Here is a 21,375-nt window from a genome sequence, read left to right as displayed (position 1 = left end):
TAGCCCCCGCCTGAAATATGTCTGTTTAATTTTTCTTCATTCATTAAACGCGCTGACCACGCTTCAGGTTCAATTTACTTGTTCAGAATGACGCAGAAAGTTTCTGTGGCGCGTAAAGACTGGCGGGGATTTTGCACGCTAGACGCGCATTTCTGCTGACAGGGTTTGCGAAGTATGAAGGCCGGAAGGGTGGCGCAAGGCTTACCCACCTTCCCTTTGCAATTCGCGCCAAACAGGGTGTGATAGCGTTAACACTTGGTATGCGGCAGGGACCGCGCCATCACAGGGTAACCTAGTAGATCTGGTCATCGTCATCCTTGGGCACCATCATCACGGCCATGCCCATCGCGACACTGCAAATGGTGATCAGCAGCCCAAAGAATAACAGAGCCATCGGGATCAGAGGCTCGTCGCTACCGAAAATCAAGTCTTGCAGCCCGGCAGCATTGGTCAGGATCAGCCCGACAAAGACGATGATGGTTGCAAACAACCCGATGACCCAATTGATCGCCAGCAGCCGCATGAGCGGATCTCGAAAGATGCCCTGAATGCCCTTTTCCTGCCGCCGTTCCGGCGGCACAAGGTCGTTGATCGGCATGGATCTGCTCCTCTGGGGTTTCTGGTTTTTGACCAGTTCTATTGTCTCGCAGCGTTGCCATCGAAATCAAGCAATTATCCTGAGACGCATTACCGCATGCCTGTCATGCATATATCGCATGGATATATGCGATGGACAAATATATCAAACAAGCATATATTGCCCCGCGATATCGTAAAAAACCTTAATCCCTTTGTTGAGGGATACGAACAGCCCCGAAGTTCAGATCAGGATACCTTATGAATGTACGCAGCATCTGTCTTGCCATTCTCTTTTGTGGCGACAAGACCGGTTATGACATCCGCAAATTTTCGACGGAAGGCGACTTCAGCTTTTTCGTCGAGGCGAGCTATGGATCCATCTATCCGGCATTGAATCGTCTGGAAGCGGAAGGGTTGGTGACCTGTCGCCATGAAACGCAAGACGGCAAACCGGCGCGCAAGGTCTATTCCATCACGGATGCTGGACGGGCAGCCCTGTTGATCGAATTGATGCAACCGCACAAGCCGGATATCTATCGGTCCGAGTTTCTGATGATTTCGCTGTTTGCTGGTGTCATGAAGCCTCAGGATGTGGAGGCCGCAGTGGCGCGGCAGATTGTGCATCTGGAAGACGAAATGGGCCTGATCGACGCCTGTACCTCACCCGAACGACAGCAGACTGAAGGCAATCTGGACGTTGAACAGTCCGAAGTCTTCGAAAATGCAGGAAATTGGGCTCGAGACTACGGACGCGCTTGTCTTCAGTCAGCGATTGACTATCTAAAGACTCATGGTGTGGAACTTGTGGCACTGGCAGAGGAAGGTCAGGCTGCAAATTTGGTCTCAAGCGAACAACAGGCAAGCTGATTTCAGCTGCGGGCAACTCTGTCCGCGGCACCGTAACCTATTGTGCGAATACACTTTTTAATAAGTGAAATAAACGAGGATAACTCTTATGGCATTGCGTCTTAAAGGCTCTTACGGCCTCGCCCTGTTGTTCACAACGGGCATTGTTGGCTGGATGGCAACCGGACAGGCCGTATTCAGTGGTCAGGATAAGGACGGATCCCTACCTCCTCCTGCGGTCCGCAACCATCAGACTGAAATCAAGGCAACACGGGTTGCTGTTACAGCATTCGACATTGAGCCGATGGAAACCTCACTGACTATTCGAGGCCGCACGGAAGCGGACACCAAGGTGACCGTTCGCTCCGAAACCACCGCGATCATACGCGCACGCCCGATCGAGAAGGGTCAGTGGGTCAACAAGGGTGCCCTCATGTGTGAACTCGATGTCGGCTCCCGCGAAGCAGCGCTGGCTCGGGCTGAAGCGGCTCTTGCTCAGGCCGAACTCGACTATCAGGCCAAAGCAGCGCTCTCCAAGAAGGGGTATGCGTCCGATACCCAGCTGGCCGCCTTCAAGGCCCAGCGCGACGCGGCTCTGGTGGGCACCAAGGAAGCCCGTCTTGAACTGGATCGCATTCGGATTCTTGCGCCGATTTCGGGCATTGTTCAGGGGACTATCGCGGAAGTCGGGGATCAGCTCAAGGCAGGCGATGCCTGCGCAACGCTGATGCAGCCCGATCCGATGCTCGTTGTCGGTCAGGTGTCCGAGCGTGACATTGCCCAGGTATCGGAAGGCGCAAAGGCACATGTCCGCCTTGTCACGGGCGAAACACTGGATGGCACTGTTCGCTATGTTAGCCCTGCTTCCGACGTTGAAACCCGGACCTTTCTCGTCGAGGTTGAGATTCCCAACAAAGACAAATCTTTGCGTGACGGGGTGACGGCGGAAGCGCGTCTCGATCTCAAGCCCGTGATGGCCCATCACATGAGTCCGGCGCATCTGACTCTTTCCGATGACGGTCTGGTCGGCGTGATGCTGGTCGTGGATGGCAAAGCACAGTTCACCCCCGTCAAAATCCTGTCCAACGACAGTGGCGGCATGTGGCTCGGCGGTCTGCCGCAAGAGGCTCAGGTCATCACCGTCGGGCAGGAATATGTGAAGAATGGCCAGCCGGTCGAGATTGTCAATGCGCAAGCCAATCAGCTTGCCAGCTCCGAATCTGAAAGGTAGGCGCAATGGGTATTCTTGAAGCCATATTGCGGGCTCGACGCGTCGTCATGACCCTGATGACGGTATTGGTGATGGGTGGCATCGCCAGTTATATCGGCATCCCCAAGGAAGATAGTCCCGACATTGACGTCCCGATTTTCTATGTCTCGATCTCTCAGAGTGGCATTTCGCCTGAAGATGCTGCGCGTCTGCTGGTCAAGCCGATGGAGAACAAGCTCCAGAGCCTTGATGGCCTCAAGGAGCTAACCGGGACAGCCTCAGAAGGCCATGCCGGTATTCTGCTCGAATTCTCGATTGATTTCGACAAGGACCAAGCCCTTGCGGACGTGCGCGACAAGGTCAATCAGGCACAGGCAGAATTGCCAGAGGACGCCAATGAACCGACGATTTCCGAATTCAACATGTCGCAACAGCCGACTCTCTACATCGCCCTGTCCGGTGCGGTGCCTGAGCGGACGCTCTATCAACATGCGCGCAAGTTAAAGGATGAGATTGAAGGCATCTCGACGGTTCTTGAGGCCAATTTGTCTGGCCAGCGTGAGGAAATGCTGGTGGTCGAGATCGACCAGTTGCGGCTGGAATCCTACAATGTGACCCAGACAGAGCTGATCAATGCGGTCTCGCTCAACAACCAGCTGGTGCCAGCTGGGTTCCTCGACAATGGCAAGGGGCGCTTTAACCTCAAGGTTCCCGGCCTCATCGAGGATGCCGAGGATGTCTACTCCATTCCCATCAAGCAGAATGGCGAAGGTGTCGTTACACTGGGTGATATCGCCACGATCAAGCGGACATTCAAGGACCCGACCACCATCACGCGTGTCAATGGCAAGGCCGCCATCACCGTGGAGGTTTCCAAGCGCCTGGGAACCAACATCATCGAGAATAACGAGGCAGTACGTCAGGCGGTTGAGGCCGAGATCAAAACATGGAACCCGGCCATCAAAGTGGACTTCCTGCTTGATCAGGCCGAACCGGTCAACGACACACTGGGCTCGCTTGAATCCTCGATCATGACCGCTGTCGCACTGGTTATGATGCTTGTATTGGCTGCGTTGGGCTTCCGCTCGGCACTGCTGATCGGCATCGCGATCCCCACCTCTTTCATGATGGGCTTCCTCGTGCTCTCACTGATCGGCATGACACTGAACACCATGGTGATGTTCGGGCTTGTGCTGACTGTGGGGATGCTCGTCGATGGCGCCATCGTGATCGTGGAATATGCCGACCGCAAGATCGCCGAAGGACTGAAGCGACAGGAAGCCTATGTCCGGGCGGCCAAGCTGATGTTCTGGCCCGTTGCTGCCTCGACAGGCACGACGCTCGCCGCCTTCCTGCCCATGCTGCTATGGCCGGGTATGATCGGTGAGTTCATGAGCTATTTGCCGATCATGGTGATTATTGTCCTTTCGGTTGCCCTGCTCACGGCCATGGTGTTCCTGCCGGTCATTGGCAGCTTCATCGGCAAGTCCCATGCGAGTGAAATCGAAATCGAGAATGCCAAGCATCTTTCTGGCGGGCATCACTTCGACCCGAAGGAAGTCACCGGCCTCACCGGTTTCTATATTCGCGGACTGCACATGCTCGTCTCCAACCCGCTTGGCAACCTTGCGACCATCGGGCTGGTGCTCGGTCTTGGCTTCATGATCGTCACCTCCTACATGGTGCACAACGCCGGGACAGAGCTTTTCGTGAATGACGAGCCGCGCATCGCCATGGTGCATGTCTCGGCGCGGGGCAACATGTCCGCACTTGAGAGCCGAGCACTGGTGAAAAGCGTTGAGGATGTAGTGCTGCAGGTCAAGGGCGTGCGTGACGTCGTTACCGTCTCGAACCCGTCCGGCATCAGCAGCGGTGGTGGGCTTGGCAGTGACAGCAACAAACCAAGCGACGCCATTGGCACACTGAATCTCGAACTCACAGATTATTGCTGCCGACGCCCAGCGGAACAGATTTTCGAGGAAATCCGTGCCCGTACGGCTGACATACCCGGCATTCGCGTCTCCGTGAACAAAAAGGAAGAAGGCCCGCCAACAGGCAAGGACATCAATCTTCAGATCTCTTCTGCGAACTATGATCAGGTCGCAGAAATGACTGGCATCGTGCGCAATCACTTCGAGGATGTCGATAAGCTGATGGAGATTGAGGACGCCCGTCCCCTGCCCGGCATAGAATGGGAGCTCAAAATCGACCGGGAAGAAGCCGGCCGCTACAATGCTGCCATCGCCCCAGTCGGCTCGATGGTCCAGCTTGTGACCAATGGCTTGTTGATCGGCAAGTATCGTCCCGACGATTCCGAGGACGAGTTGGATATCCGTGTCCGCCTGCCCCAAGAACAGCGCAATCTTGACCAGCTAGACATGCTCAAATTGCCGACTAGTAACGGACAGGTTCCGATCTCCAACTTCGTCCGCATCGAAGCCAAGCCCAAGGTCTCCTCCATCACCCGCAAGGATGGCTTCTTTGCCATGAATGTGAAGGCGACAGTGGACAAGAGTGATGGCACGACGGTGGATGATAAGGTCAAGGAGATCGACAGCTGGATCAAGGCACAGGACTGGCCGGCCGGAGTGACCTTCAATTTCCGCGGTGCGGATGAAGACCAGAAGGAGTCAGGCGAGTTTCTTGGTAAAGCGGCCATTGGTGCACTGTTCATCATGGCGATGATCCTCATCACCCAGTTCAACAGCTTCTATCAGACCTTCCTGACGCTGACGACAGTGGTGATGTCCATCTTTGGCGTATTGCTGGGCATGCTGGTGACCGGACAAGGCTTCTCGGTCATCATGACCGGCACCGGGGTTGTGGCTCTGGCAGGGATCGTGGTGAACAACGCCATCGTGTTGATCGATACCTATAACCGCTTCATAGACGAAGGGGTTGACGTGATCGAAGCCGTGGTCAAGACCGCCGCCCAGAGGATCCGCCCGATCCTGTTGACGACGATCACCACTATTGCCGGTCTCATCCCCATGGCGACCGGGATCAACTTCGACTTCTTCAACCGTGTGATCTCCGTCGGGTCGATCACCGCCGCCTGGTGGATCCAGCTTTCTACCGCCGTCATTTCAGGCCTTGCATTCTCCACCCTGTTGACGCTGGTGCTGATCCCTGTGCTGCTGGCCTTCCCATCGGTCACATTGAGACCGTTCTTCGGGCTGCTGGCCCGTCTGGTCGGGCTGCGCAAGGCAGACAAGGCAGAACGATCGGAGCCTTTGGCTGAAGAGACTTCGGCTCAAAAGGCGTCTGATCTGGCGGCCAAGGACACGGGCACTCTGGTGGCTTTGAAGCCGCGCAAGAAGGATGAACAACCAAGCCATCCAGCCGAGCTGCCTCAGGCAGCAGAATAAAGGCTTGCGACACGAGCAAAGAAAAGGGCCCACCGATCCATTCGGTGGGCCCTTTTTTGTTGCCAAGCGGAGAGGCCGCAAGCGTCCTAGTCGTCGTCCTTGTTGGTCAACAAGTCGGCCTCTGTCTTGATCTCGTCGTCGCCCAGCTCACCCGCAACCATCATGCGGTTTTTGCGGTGCCATGAACGGCGGGCAAAGGGAATGGAAACCAGATAGCCAAACACGATCACCAACAGGCTTTCCCATGGATAGGAAAAGAGGATGGCAACCGCTGCGACAAAGCCCCCCATCAACGGCAGCACATAGGCGCGATTGATGCGCAGGCCAACGGTCTTGCCCGAATAGGTCGGCAGAGACGAGACAACCAGCATGGCGATCAACAGCGTATAGAGCACGACGATCAGCGCCAGTTCATCATGATGCGGCATGCCTGCCAGCTCAAGATAGATGGGAGCCAAGACGGCCAGAGCGCCAGCAGGTGCCGGGACACCAACGAAGAAATCCTTCTGCCAAGCAGGTTTGTTCTTGTCGTCAAGTGCCACGTTAAAGCGGGCCAAACGCAAGATCATCGCAATGGCAAACAGCAGCGAGGCAATCCAGCCAATCGACGGGATGGCATGGAGAATCCAGACATGGAGGATGAGCGCCGGTGCCACACCGAAATTGACGAAGTCGGTGAGCGAGTCCAGTTCGGCTCCAAAGCGCGAAGTTCCCTTGAGCATGCGAGCCACACGCCCGTCGACCCCATCGAGAAAGGCTGCGGCAGCAATGGCAATCATAGCCAGCTCGAACCGCCCTTCAATGGCCATCCGCACCCCGGTCAAACCAGAGCAGAGCGCCATCAGCGTAACCAGATTGGGTGCCAGCAATCGAAACGGAACGGCCTTGAAGCGGCGCTTGGGTTCGTCTTCATCCGGATCGAAGCTTTGAAACGGATTGGTGATGCCGTGATCCGAATTGTCTTCCATCATGGTCCTTTGTCCCCTTGCGGGCAGTTCAAGTTCTGGTGCTAGTCTGTTTGCGGATTACTGGATGCGATGGTCTTTGGCGGGACGTTGTTCACCTTCCAGATTGGCAAGAATGGTTTCCCCGGCAATCATGGTTTGGCCGACAATCACCGACGGGATGATGTGGGCAGGCATATAGACATCCACACGGCTGCCAAAGCGGATCAGACCAAAGCGTTCGCCGGCTTCGATTGTGTCTTCAGGCTTTGACCAGCAGACGATCCGGCGAGCAATCAGGCCGGCAATCTGGGTGACGCCAATCGGGCCATAGGCACTGTCGATGATCAGGCTGTTGCGCTCATTGTCTTCGCTGGCCTTGTCCAGTTCGGCATTGAGAAATTTGCCCGGCTTGTAGGCGACCGCGCTGATCTTGCCCGGCACCGGGGCGCGGTTCACATGGACGTTGAAGACATTCATGAAGACAGAGACGCGCATCATCGGCTCGGTGGACAGGTTCAGCTCTGGTGGCGGCGTGGCAAGGCCAACGCTTGACACCATGCCATCAGCAGGAGAGATAACCAGCCCCTGTTCCAGCGGCGTCACACGCTCGGGGTTGCGGAAGAAGTAGGCGCACCAGAGGGTAAGGAAGGTTCCAATCCAGAAGAGAGGCGAGAAGAACCATCCAAGCACACAGGATGCAAGGGCAAACAACGCAATGAAGGGATAGCCTTCCGGATGGATCGGGACCACGCTTTTTTTGATGGAGTCAATGATTGTCATTCAGACTTGCCTTCTTGTTGAGCGCTGTCGGCCCGATATGTCGGGACCGGGCCAGGGCCTCTATCCCGAGCCACGCGCCGCCAATTCTCAGATATGGTGTTGCTCGCTTTTAGCGAAAGTTTTCCCATTCGCCAAGGCTCAATGCACCGACTGGGTGAAACGGAGGCCAAACCAGCCGAAAAGCCAACAAAAAGGGCCCCAAATGCGGCCCTTTGTCAAAAGTCGGTAAGCTGCATCGGATCGATCAGGGCAGAGACACCAAAGGGGCACCGCTGAGTTTCACATAATGATCGATCAGCTCCTCTTCTTCCAGGCTCAGTGTGACCGAGCGCGGATAGAAGGGACGGTCGCGATCCTGAACGATGGGGGTTTGCCAGCCGTCGGTCTCCGCAACAAAGCGCGCAACGCCCTCTTCTCCGAACTTGTGCAGGAACCCTTGCATCACCGCGTCCACATAGGACTGTAGAATGGGATAATCCGGATCGGCGACTTCGGTGTGTGGGGTGTGGCCAACATAGATGTAACAATCGATGCCAGCGGGCAGGTTCTCCTTGCTGGAGAAATTGCACAAGTCCAGCTTTACCCGATCATACATTGCCTCGCGCTCGTCAACTTTGGGCAAATGGTCCTTGCGGTCAAAAATCAGAAGGCCATCGCAGAGGCTCTGAGCATTGGCAGTCACCGACAAGGCAGCCACCCCTCCGAACCCGAAGGCGCGGCGTTCTGCACTGGCAGACCAGATCGACCAGCGGCGGCGATATCCCTTCAAACGACCGGCAAAGCCAAAGCTTTCTGCATTGCGTGTATCGTCATTGACGAGGGAGCCATAACCAAAATAGCCGACCCATTCTTGTGGTTTTTCTCGTACCTGTTCGAGCGTCACTTTGATCTTTTCCGTTTCTGGATGGGCTGAGCGAGGCTGTGATCAGCCATCAAGCCTCAACCGCATGATAATTTTTTCCAGCCTCTGTTGGAGCGCGGCATCAAATGCAGTCTGCCGACCCGCCTCTTCCATGCCTTCTTTGCGATAAAATGCCAAGGCCCTTTGGTTGCCGACCAACACTTTCAGTTTGAGTTCTTCGCGGCCAGCGCGCCTGCTCCGCTCCTTGGCATCGCCAAACATGCGTGTTGCAATGCCTTTTCCATGCCATTGAGGAGCGAGCCAGAGGTCAGTCAACTCGCCGGTTCGGGTTTCAAGGCAATAGAATCCGAGAATTTGGCCCTCCAGATCGGCGACGATCAGTTGGTCATCCTTTGTCTCTATGCCGGCAAGAAGAAAGTCATGAAACAGTCGCTCGATGCGCAGAATATCCAACGCACCAAAGCCATTGAGCAAGGGTAGAATTCCACCACACCAAGCGTCGAGGCCGCATTGGGTTGCGGGCTCGACGTCAATTGGTTTGATGGGCCTCAAGATGAGCGTGTCAGTCATCCTTGCGGATGCGTTTGGATGGCTCTTTCATCGTGACCAGCTCTTCCGAAGCGGTCGGATGCACCGCCATTGTGGCATCAAAATTGGCCTTGGTTGCCCCCATCTTGATGGCAATACCCAGAAGCTGGGACATTTCACCAGAATCCGGGCCCAGAATATGACAGCCCAACACCTTGTCGCTGTCCGCATCAACAATCAGCTTCATCAGCATCTTCTCGTCATTGCCCGCCAGCGTGTTTTTCATCGGACGGAACTTGGCGAGATAGATGTCGAGATTGTCATGGGTTGCGACAGCTTCTGCTTCAGTCATGCCAACGGTGCCGATTTCCGGCTGGGTGAAGACTGCAGTGGGAATATTCTCATAGTCGACAATTGTCGGATTGTCGTTGAACAGGGTTTCGGCCAAGGCAGCCCCTTCACGGATGGCGACCGGGGTCAAATTGACCCGGTTGGTGACATCCCCGACCGCATAGATATGGTCGACATTGGTGCGATTCTGCGTATCAACCTTGATCGCACCTTTGCTATCCAGTTCGACGCCGACCGTTTCCAGTCCCAGCCCCTTGGTGTAGGGCGAGCGGCCAATCCCTGACAGGATCTGATCAACAACCATCGTCTCACCCTGTTTGGTGGTGACATGCAGACCATCAGCCTTCTTCTCGACAGAGGTCAGGACATCATGGAGCACAATGCGGACGCCACGTTTCTCCATTTCCTCGTGCAGGGTGGCGCGGACATCATCGTCGAAGCCACGCAAAATTTCTTCGCCGCGGTAAAGAACCGTTGTCTCTGTGCCCAAACCGTTGAAAATGCCAGCAAATTCCAGCGCAATATAGCCGCCACCGGTGATCAATACCCGTTTTGGCTGTTCGTCGAGATGGAACACTTCATTGGAGGTGATGAGATGTTCAACACCCGGCAGGTCCAGCGGCAGGTTGGGTACGCCACCGGTGGCAATCAGGATGGTGCGGGCCGTGACGGAGCGATCCTCACCGGTCAGCCGGATCCGATGCGGCGCTTCGAGCTCCGCTCGTGACTGGATGATCTCGACATTGTGTCGTTCGAGATTTTTGATATAGAGGCCATTGAGCCGATCAATTTCCGCATCCTTGTTCGCGATCAGCGTATTCCAGTCGAACTGACTCTCCCCGACCGTCCAGCCAAAGCCTGCCGCGTCCTCAAATTCATGAGAGAATTTCGAAGCATAGACCATCAGCTTCTTTGGCACACAGCCACGGATCACGCATGTTCCCCCAACACGGTATTCCTCGGCAATTGCCACCTTGGCACCATAGGTTGCCGCCATGCGGGCAGCCCGAACGCCGCCGGAGCCAGCGCCAATTACGAACAGGTCATAATCAAATTCACTCATTTTCGCCTCTTTCTTCATCCCGACAGCGTCAGTGATCAATCCCAGCAGGATAATTCACCCCGCTCATTTGTCTCAAACATAAGGGGTGGGACAGAGATTGAAAGCCCCTAGCCTGATCATCGCCCGCGATGACACATGACAAGTGATCACAAATCCGCGATTTTCTTGCAACCAAACTGCGCCTGATACAGACAAAAAAGCGCCCCCAACCCGAAGTTGGAGGCGCTGATTGTAACGCACGATCGGCAACGCTTACTGGAACTTGTGTCCTTTGGCATTCAGTTCCTTGATGGACTGAGCCACGATGCGCTGGGTCGTTTCCTTCGAGTAGGCCTGAATATTGCCAAGCATTTCACCAAGAATACGCGGCTGATAAGTTGCGAATTTCTGACCGGATTCGGTTTTAAAGAAAGCCAGCACGTCTTTCAGTTCGTCTTCTTTCAGATACCGCGCCCACGCGACGGCCGCGCTGGCGACCAGGTTCTTCCGGTCATCCTTGTAGTTTTCAGCAATCTTGTCGACCACTTCATAGATGTCTTTTTCCGCATTTGGATTCTGGCGCACCAGCCAAACCTTGGAGTTTTTGACAATCAGCTCGAGCTGTTTTTCAAACTCGGGCATGTTGCCGGTTTGCTCCACAACGTCGATCGCTGCCTGAAGGTGCGTATCGTTGGCCTTCGCATCCTGCGCAAGGGCTGGCAAGGCAAGACAAACGCTCATCGCGGCGCCCGCACAGATAGACACGATCGTGGTCTTTTTCATGGTTCAATCCTCTTAAAGGTCTCGAATGTCGCTATATCTTCAAGTGATGCCTTTGGAGGGCATCTAAGCCTGTGGCTTGTAAATTTCAATTCCGTCATCGCTTGCAACAACGGCGGTCGATGCGATGCCGATGAAGAGGCCTGTTTCCACCACGCCGGGGACGGCCCGCAATGCCATATCAAGGCCATCTACATCGGAAATGCGGCCAAATGTGGCATCGAGGATGAAATGCTGGCCATCGGTTAAATAATTTTCACCGTCCGCAGTCTTGCGCACAGAGATCTCTCCCTGCATGCCGAAGCGGGCGCAGACATTCTTGACCGCAAGGGTCGTTGCAGCCAAACCGAAGGGCATGACTTCGATTGGCAGCGGAAATGCGCCAAGGGTTTCGACGACCTTCGATTTATGCGCAATGACAACCATGTCCCGAGATGCCTTGGCGACGATCTTTTCGCGCAGCAATGCGCCTCCACCACCCTTGATCAGACGCAGTTGCGGGTCAATTTCATCCGCACCGTCGACTGTCAGGTCCAGTTCTGGCGTCTCATCGAGCGTCGTAAGCGGCACGCCCACTTCACAGCAAAGATTCGCGGTTTCCTCAGAGGTGGGCACACCGATGACCGTCAAGCCATTGGCGACACGCTCACCAAGCAGACGAATAAAATGGACGGCGGTCGAACCAGTGCCAATTCCCAGTTTCATATTGTCTTTTACATAGTTGAGCGCTGCCGCTGCGGCTTGGCGTTTTAGATCTTCACTCATGATGATGCTCTTCCCTACTGACCTTTTGCCCAAAAGCTTTTGCCCGAATGGTCACACAAAGGCGCCCTTATCGGGTGCCCGGCACTCACGGCCTCGCACGATATGGCGGACAAGCCGGGGCGATGGTCTTTCCTTGTTCGCCAAGCTCTTAGCACGGCATCAACCAATGGAAAAGGGCCGACGCGCAGAAAGCCCCCTTGTTCCCTGTGGTCAAAGGTTCCACATTCGGGAATACACACCACCTCGTTCGCCATGGCTGCAGGTGCTGTCTCTTGCGGCAACCTGTTGCGATTGAACCGGATTGGTGCATGAGGTAAAAGAAAGAGCCACAGGGTCTTTATGAACCGTCGCACCAATCACCAGCTGTTCCGGCCTGTCTGGATCATATATACAACACCCTCACCGCGTCGCCGGAGTGCCCATGCAAGACCATCGTTTTTCCTGCATCCTGTTTGATCTGGATGGCACTCTTGTTGACACCGCTCCCGACCTGATCGGGGCACTCAATCATGTTCTGGCTATGCATGATCTGCCCGGTGTGCCCGACGCGCATATCCGCTCTCATGTGGGACATGGCGCGATTGCCACGCTGAAACGGGGGTTTGCCTATCATCAGCGTGTGGTGGATGATGATTTTTTAAAAACCTGCCACGCACCATTCCTTGACCATTACATTGCCAATATCAGCGCCACCAGCCGTCCCTATCCGGGCGCCGACCGTCTGCTCCGCGCCATGGCTGAAGCAAATCTGCGTCTTGGGGTCTGCACCAACAAGAAAGAGTATCTGTCGCAGCGACTGTTGCAGGAGCTGGGTCTGGCAGAGCTGTTCCACGCCATTTGCGGAGCCGACTCGGTTGCCCATCACAAACCCCATCCACAGCACATCCTGCATACTATTGCGACGGCGGGTGGGATTGCAGAACAAAGCGTAATGATTGGCGACACCAAAACCGATGTCGACGCTGCGCAAGCCGCGGGCATTCCGGTCATATTGCTTAGTCATGGCTATACGCCAATCCCGGTCGAAACACTGGGGGCCGATCTGGTGATCGACCATTTCGACGCCCTGCCGGATGCGCTGGCGAAGCTATCCTAACGAGATCCCCGCCTGAGAGACTGCGGCTGGCATGCGCCGTGAATCCGTTTTCACTTTCCTCTCAAATCGATTAAACCTTGTCCCATATTTGAGCAAATGTTTCTTTACCAACGATTTTAAGTTGGTGGTCACCACAAAGTCATTGAGTCGGCATTTCAGAGCCTTATGCAGCTTTGCATAGGCATTTCACGCATTTTTCTTAACCTTTTTGCGGCGACACTCGTCCCGACCCAGTCGGGTAAAGATGCGTCAAAAAATGAGAGAGGTCCCATGCGCGTATTGAAAAATGGTGGTGGCAAATACTGGTTCAAAATGCTGATGCTTTACAGCGCCTTCATCTATGCCCAATCCTATCAGGTGATGGCCTTTACGGCCTTCAAGGCACCAACGGGTGCGTCTGAGGCAATCGAAGCGTCCAAAGCTACCCGTTCAGATGAGGTCAGCACTAAGACAGGCGATCGCGTCCAGTTGGCTGCCATGCAGGTAGAAATTGGGCAGAAGGTGCATTTGTTCGATGGAGCCTATCTCTGTGAGATGGAAGCCCGTCTGCCGCACTTGGCAGCCATAGCGGGTCAGACCGCAGGGACGCCTTCAAACTGAGCGATGGCCAATCCTATTCAAGGCTTTCCTTGGATACAAGGTTCGCCAGCAACTGCTCTTTCACATGATTGATGTGATCGTTGAGCAAAGCGACCGCGACTTTGGCATTCTTGTTGCGCGCGGCATCAACGATGGCCTGATGCTCCCTATGCGCCCGCTCCTGACTGTCTTCTGTCAAGGTAATCTGCAGGCGCACATAACGGTCAATATTATCGTGGACACGGCGCAGGATCTTCATCGTGGCCGGCTTACGGGCAGGTGTGTAGAGGGTTTCGTGAAACTGCCAGTTTAACGCGCCCCATTCTTCGATCATCGCGTCATTGCGCATTGAGGCAATCAGCTTTTCCGCCGCTTCCAAGTGGCTTTCCGTGATATGCTCGATGGCATGTTCGAACATCCAGCTTTCCAACATGATGCGGACTTCGAACAGTTCAGCGATTTCGGATGGTTCCAGCCGGGTAACTTCCGCACCCTTATGCGAGACCAGCGTGATCAGCCCTTCGGCTTCCAGCTGCCGCAAGGCCTCGCGCACCGGAATGCGACTGACACCCAGCTCGGTCGCAATCGCTTCCTGCCTCACCTGCTCCCCTTCGCGCAACTGTCCAGACATAATGCGTTTGCGCAGTTCATCTGCAACAATGTTGGTGGTCGTACGTCGAAGGATTTGAGCCATTGTTTCTTGCTATCCAGATCCGGGTTTTGGCGTCACGTGTGGTCAAGACCCGCACAGCCATCGCAACTCGAAAGAAGCAAAAGATCCGCACCGGCCCGTTATGGTAATGATATCATATACAATATTCGTTTGGTCGCAACCGCGCAGACCGATCGACCATCGAATTGCAAATCCGCTTCGGGAAAACCCTGCATAGGCCCGGAGCGCCACGACCCTACAGCATTTCTAAAATCTGAATGTACACCTGTCTTGACGTTTCACGAAACAGAGCACTTATCAAAATTGGATACAATCTGACGGGTTTCACCAGATCTAAGCTCTGGCATTCCCATTCGGTCGCGTCATACAAAAAAGCAAAGGCGACACGCAGCCGCCTTTGCTTTCATCAAATCACTGAAGCGATGAAGACAATCGTCCGAAAATCAGGTTCAGAGGATTGATTGGCCGGTGGATGCCCAGTCCTTGGCGAACTGGTCAAGCCCCTTGTCGGTCAGCACGTGGCCTGCCAGTCCTTTGATGACCGCAGGCGGAATGGTGGCAACATCGGCACCGGCCAAAGCAGCATCCTTGACATGGTTGGCGGTTCGGACCGAAGCCGCCAGGATTTCGGTCTTGAAGTCATAATTGTCGTAGATTTGACGAATATCGCTGATCAGCTCCATACCCTCAATATTGAGGTCATCAAGACGACCGACAAACGGGCTGATGAAGGTGGCGCCAGCCTTGGCAGCAAGCAAAGCCTGGTTGGCACTGAAGCACAGGGTAACGTTGGTCTTGATGCCTTTCATGGTGAAGTGGCGGCAAGCCTTCAGGCCATCCAAAGTCAAGGGCAGCTTGATCACCACATTGTCGGCAATGCCTGCCAGATGCTCACCTTCGGCGACCATGCCGTCAAAATTAAGGGCAGCAACTTCGGCGGAGACTGGGCCTTCGACCAACGCGCAGATTTCAGCGATCACTTCCTTGAAGTCACGGCCAGATTTGGCGATCAACGAAGGATTGGTGGTCACGCCATCAAGCAGGCCATAATCATTCAGTTCACGGATATCTTCGATGATTGCGGTATCGACAAAGAATTTCATTTCTCATTCCTCCAGTAAGCGTCTCGTGGGGGCGGCATTGCCTGTGCGTATCTGGTTGGATCAGTCGCAGGGGCCGTTACGAGGCGCGGTTGAGTTCGTTTGATTGTGCCGATCTGTCGGCGGGTTGTGGCTGTTGTGGCGTCTCTAGTGAATGGATGCCAGAGTCTGGGTGATGAGCCCGGGCAACTCATCAAAATGGGTAAAGGTTGCGGTGTGCGGCATTTCCTCAATCGCCTGTTTGCGATAGCCCTCGGTGTAGAGCAGAAACGGCACCCCTGCCCGTCGCGCGGTTTCGGCATCAACTTCGCTGTCGCCGACATAGATGCGATCCCCATTGCCCAACGCATCAAAGGTGGCGAATAACGGGGCCGGATCAGGCTTATGAACCGACAAGCTATCGCCGCCCAATATGGAGTCAAAGTGCGGATCGAGCTGCAAATGACGCAGGACAGACAGACATGGGCTCATCGGCTTGTTGGTGCAGATTCCCAGTTGGTGCCCGTCTGAGGCCAATTGATGCAAAGCGTCGCGAACACCGGGATAAGGCTCGGTGAGATGTACCGCCCCGTCATAGAGCGCACGAAAGTTTGCCAACAGGCGTTTATGTTCGCTTTGAGAAATGCCCGATGCTTCACACATTCTTTGGACGAAGGTGGGCGTTCCACATCCGAGAAATGCACTGACTTGTGCCAGTGACACAGGATGCTTGCCTTCGTCCGCCAGCACCTTGTTGGCAACCGCCTGCAAATCCGGAGCGCTGTCGATCAGCGTCCCATCAAGATCAAACACGATCTGGGCCATGCCCCAGTCCTTTCCAAGAAATACTTGCAAGGTGGCGGGCGACCGCTTCGGGTCGAACCGCCACGTGGACTCTTTATTTACCGCAGAGTGTGCGAGCGCGGGCAATGATGGCGTCAGACGTGATGCCAAACTCCTCGTAGAGGCGCTCAGCTGGTGCCGAAGCACCAAAGCCATCCATTCCGATCACATCATCTTCGCTTGCCACATAGCGGGTCCAACCAAACTTGCTGGCCGCCTCAATGGCAATGCGCGGCGCGGTGCCCAGCACATCATCGCGATAGGTTTGTGGCTGGGCGTCGAACAATTCCCAGCAAGGCATGGAGACAACCGCCACGCTGAGACCGTCCGCATGCAGCTTTTCAGCCGCTTCCACCGCCAGCATCACTTCGGTGCCGGTGGCGATCAGGGTCACGTCGCGGCCCTCACCATAGTGCCGCAGAACATAAGCCCCCTTGGCGGTAAGATTTTCATCGCCAGCCTCGGTGCGCAGCTGAGGCACACCCTGACGGGACAGGGCCATCAGGCTTGGCGTGGTGCGCGAGCGGATGGCAATGTCCCAGCATTCCAGCGTTTCCATCGCATCGCACGGGCGGAAGACCTGAAGCCCCGGAATGACCCGCAAGCTTGCCATATGCTCGACCGGTTGGTGGGTCGGGCCATCTTCACCGAGGCCGATGCTGTCATGGGTCATGACGTAGATCGTGCCGATGCCCATCAAAGCCGATAGGCGGATGGCATTGCGGGCATAGTCACTGAAAACCAGAAAGGTGCCGCCGTAAGGAATGAAGCCCCGATGCAGCGCCATGCCATTCATCGCCGCAGACATGGCGAATTCTCGCACACCATAGCCGATGTAACGGCCGGGTTTTTCGCGGGTAAACTGGCTATCGACCGCAGGGACACGGGTGAGGTTCGAGCCGGTCAAATCCGCAGAGCCGCCGACCAGCTCTGGCAGAGACCCTGCCAAGGCTTCAAGCGCCATTTGGGATGCTTTGCGAGTCGCGACCTTGGCTGGATTGGCAAAGAGCGCCGCACGCGCGTCTGACAAAGCGGTTTCGTAGGCTTGCGGCAAATGTGTTGCTTGGCGCCGAATGAAATCATTCGCTTGCGGATGCTCGGAAAGTGCCGTTTCCCAATCCATGCGGGCGGTCTGGCCTTTGGCTCCGATGGCGCGCCAATCTTGGGCCAGATCGGACGGAATTTCGAACGGCTCAGCCGTCCAGCCAAGCGCCTGTTTGGCAGCTTCGCCCTCTTCGGCCCCAAGTGGTGCACCATGCGCGCCAGCCGTACCAGCCCGGTTGGGAGACCCGAAGCCAATGACGGTTTTCATGGCGATCATCGAAGGCTTGTCTGTCACCGCCTTGGCAGCAGAAAGGGCTGCATCGATGGCATTGGCGTCGTGGCCATCGCAGGATTGGACATGCCAGCCGCAAGCTTCGAAGCGACCGGGAATATTTTCAGAAAAGGAAATCGAAGTCGGACCGTCGATGGTGATGTCATTGTCATCATAAAGCACGATCAGTTTGCCCAAGCCCAGATGGCCGGCAAGGCTGATGGCTTCCTGACCAATGCCTTCTTGCAAGCAACCGTCCCCGAGCATGACATAGGTGTTGTGATCAACCAGACCCGGAAATTCCTCGGCCAGAAGGCGCTCGGACATGGCCATACCAACAGCAGTGGCAATGCCCTGCCCCAGCGGGCCGGTGGTGGTTTCAACGCCCTGCGCGTGACCATATTCCGGGTGACCCGCTGTCTTGGATCCCCACTGGCGGAAATTGCGAATTTCCTCAATGGTCATGTCTTCGTAGCCGGTCAGATGCAGCAACGAATAAAGCATCATGGATGCATGGCCATTGGACAGCACAAAGCGGTCCCGATCCGGCCAGTTGGGTTGGGATGCATCGAATTTCAGATGATTGCGAAACAACACGGTCGCCGCATCAGCCATGCCCATCGGTGCGCCTGGATGGCCCGAATTGGCGGCATTGACTGCGTCGATCGAAAGTGCGCGAATGCAGTTGGCGAGAGCAAAATTCTCGGGAGCCAGCTTCTCTTTGCTGGCAATGAATGGGTCACTGATCATCACACTGTCCTCCTATGGCCCCTTACCTACACCAAACATCACATAATCACAACTGAAAATCACAAATCTCAAAGAATTATGTGATTTATTGCGACAATTCCCTCAAAATCACAACTCAATCACACATTTTATGTTGTTTTTGTGATGTTTCGGCGTTAAAAAGAGTCACAAGCTACTCAAACGGATGGGCGAACCGGTGCCGCGCACCAAGCAAAGCGCCCCAGACAACCATCCGCGGAGATCAGCAACAAAGACCCGCCGGTCAGCGACCGGTGTCGTTTTAAGGTTCATCATGTTTGAACCACTTGATTTGGAGCCTCAGGGCCAATGTCTCAGGGAAGGAAGCCATCATGAAAATTGCAATTGCAGGCGACAGCGCCGGAGAAGGCCTCGCCAAGATTCTGGCCGAACATCTCAAGGATTCTTACGACGTGTCAGAGATTTCGCGCACCGAAGACGGGCCAGACGCCTTTTATGCCAACCTGTCCGACCGGGTTGCCTCCAAAGTGATTGATGGCACCTATGACCGCGCCATTCTGGTGTGCGGCACGGGGATCGGCGTGTGCATTGCTGCCAACAAGGTTCCGGGCATTCGTGCCGCTCTCACCCATGACACCTATTCCGCAGAGCGCGCCGCCCTGTCGAACAATGCGCAGATCATCACTATGGGCGCACGGGTCATCGGTGCTGAAGTCGCCAAGACGATTGCCGACACATTCCTCAAAGAGAGCTTTGATCCAGAAGGTCGCTCTGCGAGCAACGTTGCCGCGATCGATGCGGTTGACGCAAAATACAATCAAGCTTGAGGGCTGTTCGGTCTCTGACCTCCGCAGGACCGAACCGGGGCAGATCTCTCCCGTCTGGCAACAGGCCGCCCCGCTCGCCCTCATTCAAGGTCACCGCCATCGTGAGCAGCAATTTGGCGCAAGACCGCAGGTCTGAGATGTGATTTTTATCACTCGATTACAGTTTTCAAGACGGGAACGCCGCACCAACCATATGGGGTTGATGCGGCGTTTTTGTTTGTCTTGCTTACGAATAAGGCGCGGATAGACCGCGCCCAAAATTCGCCTTATCTAGGCTCTTAAGCGTCTAACTTGGCAGAGCATTTGGCCAGGATATCGAGATAGCCCTCGACATGCCATGCGGACCGTCCGATGAACAGACCGTCAATATTCGAGCAGGAAATCAGCTCTTCACAATTGCCCGGATTGACCGAGCCGCCATAGAGGCAAAGCGGGCGATAGCCCAGCATTTCCTCGGCCACATCGAGAATTTCGGCCTGCCGCGCATCGGCATAGTCTGCGCTGGCCGGAATGCCATTCACCCCAATCGCCCAGACAGGCTCATAAGCCAAGAGGATAGTAGCCTTTTTCTGTTCGCCACTCAGTTTGCCCAAAGCACCACGCACTTCTTCGGCCAGCACGTCTGCCGCTTTTCCCGCTTCCTTGTCTGCCAAGGTTTCACCGATGCAGATCAAGGGGGTTAGACCGTGACGGACAGCCGCTTCGGTTTTGAGGCCGACCGTCTCATTGGTTTCACCGAAAAATTCCCGCCGCTCGGAATGCCCAAGCTCGACGATATCAAGATTGCAGTCGGTGAGCATCAGGGGCGAGACTTCCCCCGTCCAAGCACCGGCATCATCCCAATGCATATTCTGCGCACCGACCTTGACCGAACTGTCCGACAACATGGCCTTGACTTCGCGCACAGCGGTGAAAGGCGGAATGACAAAGCGCTGGATACGCGGATCACGGCTGGCGTCCGCTGCCTTCAGACCTTCGGCGAAGGTGACGGCTTCGGCCAGCGTCTTGTTCATCTTCCAGCTTGTGCCGATCCAGAAACGAGGGATGACAGTCATGGGTTAAGTCCTTGCAACAGTGAGGGTTAATCCCGCCCCTTTGAGCTCTTCGGACACGTTAGCATCGGGCTCACCATCGGTGATGATCCAGTCGAAACTCCTGAGATCCGACAAAACGTGAAGCGCTGTGCGATTGAAACGGGAATGGTTTACCAGCAGACATTTGCGGGTGGCGGCCTGCATCATCGCCTGCTTGGCCCGCACAATGTTGTCATCCATATGAAATGCCTGCAGCCCCGAGACTGCCGGTGCAGAAATAAAAGCAATATCGGCCCGCAACCGCTGAAGTGTCTCTTCGGTCACCACACCGCTATAGGCGTTGAACTTGGCTGAATAGATCCCGCCCAGAACCAACAATGTGATACCAACCTCGCCCAGCAGGGCGCTGATGATGGCCTGATTGTTGGTAATGACAGTGAGAGGTCGCTTCTGGCTCAGCATTGAGCCCAAAACAGCTGACATCGAGCCATCATTGATCATCACCGTCATGCCCGGTTCGATCAGCTTGAGAGCCTCTTCAGCCATCCGGTTTTTGGCATCGGCATCCTGCCGAGCGCGAATGCGAAAATCGCTTTCGAACTGGTTGCCGGCATCAGCCGTCGCCCCGCCACGCACTTTCCGCAAGACACCGCTCTGTTCAAGCTCGTCCAGATCCCGGTGAATGGTCATTTTCGACACACTGAATCTCTGGGCAAGGTCATCAATATCGACGGCCCTGTGCTCCACGAGGAGATCCATAATGAATTGTCTACGGTCTTCGCCTCTCACGCGACACCTCCACGTCCGGCATTTCTACGGACCTTTGATTTGTAACACATAACATCTCAAAATCAATAATTTTGTGTTATTTTGTGATTTTTTTTCGTGATATTTTTCAACCAATCATGCTTTGAAGATGCAAGGATCTTGCATATCAACCACTCCTGAGTCTGATCTCACCATAGCCACAGCGCCCCTACATGCAAGGGTCATCCTGCGCGATGAACGCCCCCTGCCCACAGGAGCCAATTATCGATATGAGTGTGCAACAAGGCTTGCGCCATCTGGAATATAAGGTCACCACAACCGACAGCTTCACTGGTGAGACCAAGGCTTACGAGACAAAGGCAATCATCAATGCT

General features: G+C 55.1%; 20 protein-coding genes. 6 read left to right on the top strand and 14 right to left on the bottom strand.

Features of this window, described 5'->3' with window-relative positions:
* Positions 1-292: 292 nt before the first annotated feature.
* Entirely contained in the window at positions 293-598 is a 306-nt protein-coding gene (locus tag FDK21_RS17605) for a hypothetical protein (RefSeq protein ID WP_138150287.1), read from the bottom strand.
* 239 nt (positions 599-837) lie between these two features.
* Between FDK21_RS17605 and FDK21_RS17600 the strand changes: the two genes are divergently transcribed.
* The 3 genes from FDK21_RS17600 to FDK21_RS17590 all read left to right on the top strand — a co-directional run bounded on the left by FDK21_RS17600 (position 838) and on the right by FDK21_RS17590 (position 6,003).
* Complete coding sequence (locus FDK21_RS17600) at positions 838-1,446, top strand: PadR family transcriptional regulator (protein ID WP_114010315.1); 609 nt, start codon at positions 838-840, stop codon at positions 1,444-1,446.
* Between the two features lie 88 nt (positions 1,447-1,534).
* A complete protein-coding gene (locus FDK21_RS17595) occupies positions 1,535-2,656 on the top strand; it encodes an efflux RND transporter periplasmic adaptor subunit (RefSeq protein ID WP_138150286.1) in 1,122 nt (373 codons plus the stop codon).
* A gap of 5 nt (positions 2,657-2,661) precedes the next feature.
* Entirely contained in the window at positions 2,662-6,003 is a 3,342-nt protein-coding gene (locus tag FDK21_RS17590; RefSeq protein ID WP_138150285.1) for an efflux RND transporter permease subunit, read from the top strand.
* Positions 6,004-6,089: 86 nt separating this feature from the next.
* On the opposite strand, the gene FDK21_RS17585 is transcribed toward FDK21_RS17590, so the two are convergent.
* The 7 genes from FDK21_RS17585 to rpiA all read right to left on the bottom strand — a co-directional run bounded on the left by FDK21_RS17585 (position 6,090) and on the right by rpiA (position 12,058).
* On the bottom strand, positions 6,090-6,971 hold the full coding sequence (locus FDK21_RS17585) for a phosphatidylcholine/phosphatidylserine synthase (protein WP_138150345.1): 882 nt from the start codon (positions 6,969-6,971) through the stop codon (positions 6,090-6,092).
* 57 nt (positions 6,972-7,028) lie between these two features.
* Positions 7,029-7,730, bottom strand: a complete 702-nt coding sequence (locus FDK21_RS17580) for a phosphatidylserine decarboxylase (RefSeq protein WP_114010312.1) — start codon at positions 7,728-7,730, stop codon at positions 7,029-7,031.
* A gap of 244 nt (positions 7,731-7,974) precedes the next feature.
* Positions 7,975-8,613: a gamma-glutamylcyclotransferase family protein gene (locus FDK21_RS17575; protein ID WP_138150284.1), complete on the bottom strand. Its 639-nt coding sequence runs from the start codon at positions 8,611-8,613 to the stop codon at positions 7,975-7,977.
* A gap of 42 nt (positions 8,614-8,655) precedes the next feature.
* Positions 8,656-9,162, bottom strand: a complete 507-nt coding sequence (locus FDK21_RS17570) for a GNAT family N-acetyltransferase (protein ID WP_138150283.1) — start codon at positions 9,160-9,162, stop codon at positions 8,656-8,658.
* On the bottom strand, positions 9,155-10,534 hold the full coding sequence (gor, locus tag FDK21_RS17565; RefSeq protein WP_138150282.1) for a glutathione-disulfide reductase: 1,380 nt from the start codon (positions 10,532-10,534) through the stop codon (positions 9,155-9,157). Before gor ends, FDK21_RS17570 begins: the two co-directional genes overlap by 8 nt.
* 252 nt (positions 10,535-10,786) lie before the next feature.
* Entirely contained in the window at positions 10,787-11,296 is a 510-nt protein-coding gene (locus FDK21_RS17560) for a DUF2059 domain-containing protein (RefSeq protein ID WP_114010309.1), read from the bottom strand.
* Between the two features lie 63 nt (positions 11,297-11,359).
* Complete coding sequence (rpiA, locus tag FDK21_RS17555; protein WP_138150281.1) at positions 11,360-12,058, bottom strand: ribose-5-phosphate isomerase RpiA; 699 nt, start codon at positions 12,056-12,058, stop codon at positions 11,360-11,362.
* 421 nt (positions 12,059-12,479) lie between these two features.
* Between rpiA and FDK21_RS17550 the strand changes: the two genes are divergently transcribed.
* Both FDK21_RS17550 and FDK21_RS17545 read left to right on the top strand, forming a co-directional pair.
* The gene (locus FDK21_RS17550) at positions 12,480-13,154 is read left to right on the top strand and encodes an HAD family hydrolase (protein WP_114010307.1); all 675 of its coding nucleotides are present in this window, start codon (positions 12,480-12,482) and stop codon (positions 13,152-13,154) included.
* A 270-nt stretch (positions 13,155-13,424) separates the two neighbouring features.
* Positions 13,425-13,754, top strand: a complete 330-nt coding sequence (locus FDK21_RS17545) for a hypothetical protein (RefSeq protein ID WP_138150280.1) — start codon at positions 13,425-13,427, stop codon at positions 13,752-13,754.
* 13 nt (positions 13,755-13,767) lie between these two features.
* On the opposite strand, the gene FDK21_RS17540 is transcribed toward FDK21_RS17545, so the two are convergent.
* The 4 genes from FDK21_RS17540 to tkt form a co-directional block, all read right to left on the bottom strand.
* Complete coding sequence (locus tag FDK21_RS17540) at positions 13,768-14,427, bottom strand: GntR family transcriptional regulator (protein WP_138150279.1); 660 nt, start codon at positions 14,425-14,427, stop codon at positions 13,768-13,770.
* A 428-nt stretch (positions 14,428-14,855) separates the two neighbouring features.
* A complete protein-coding gene (gene fsa / locus FDK21_RS17535) occupies positions 14,856-15,509 on the bottom strand; it encodes a fructose-6-phosphate aldolase (RefSeq protein ID WP_114010304.1) in 654 nt (217 codons plus the stop codon).
* A 144-nt stretch (positions 15,510-15,653) separates the two neighbouring features.
* Complete coding sequence (gene gph, locus FDK21_RS17530; protein WP_138150278.1) at positions 15,654-16,310, bottom strand: phosphoglycolate phosphatase; 657 nt, start codon at positions 16,308-16,310, stop codon at positions 15,654-15,656.
* Positions 16,311-16,383: 73 nt separating this feature from the next.
* Positions 16,384-18,393: a transketolase gene (gene tkt, locus FDK21_RS17525; protein WP_138150277.1), complete on the bottom strand. Its 2,010-nt coding sequence runs from the start codon at positions 18,391-18,393 to the stop codon at positions 16,384-16,386.
* A 350-nt stretch (positions 18,394-18,743) separates the two neighbouring features.
* Between tkt and FDK21_RS17520 the strand changes: the two genes are divergently transcribed.
* The gene (locus FDK21_RS17520; RefSeq protein ID WP_114010301.1) at positions 18,744-19,199 is read left to right on the top strand and encodes an RpiB/LacA/LacB family sugar-phosphate isomerase; all 456 of its coding nucleotides are present in this window, start codon (positions 18,744-18,746) and stop codon (positions 19,197-19,199) included.
* Positions 19,200-19,477: 278 nt separating this feature from the next.
* Here the strand turns inward: FDK21_RS17520 and FDK21_RS17515 are convergent, their stop codons facing one another.
* Together FDK21_RS17515 and FDK21_RS17510 are read right to left on the bottom strand one after the other, a co-directional pair.
* Positions 19,478-20,245, bottom strand: coding sequence for a triose-phosphate isomerase (locus tag FDK21_RS17515; RefSeq protein ID WP_210238837.1), 768 nt, complete (start codon positions 20,243-20,245; stop codon positions 19,478-19,480).
* A 12-nt stretch (positions 20,246-20,257) separates the two neighbouring features.
* A complete protein-coding gene (locus FDK21_RS17510) occupies positions 20,258-21,022 on the bottom strand; it encodes a DeoR/GlpR family DNA-binding transcription regulator (RefSeq protein WP_114010299.1) in 765 nt (254 codons plus the stop codon).
* Positions 21,023-21,375: the final 353 nt, after the last annotated feature.

Source organism: Cohaesibacter sp. CAU 1516 (assembly GCF_005771485.1).
GTDB classification, from domain to species: domain Bacteria; phylum Pseudomonadota; class Alphaproteobacteria; order Rhizobiales; family Cohaesibacteraceae; genus Cohaesibacter; species Cohaesibacter intestini.
The sequence above is the reverse complement of the archived record's forward strand: the minus strand, read 5'-3'. Positions and strand labels throughout refer to the sequence as shown.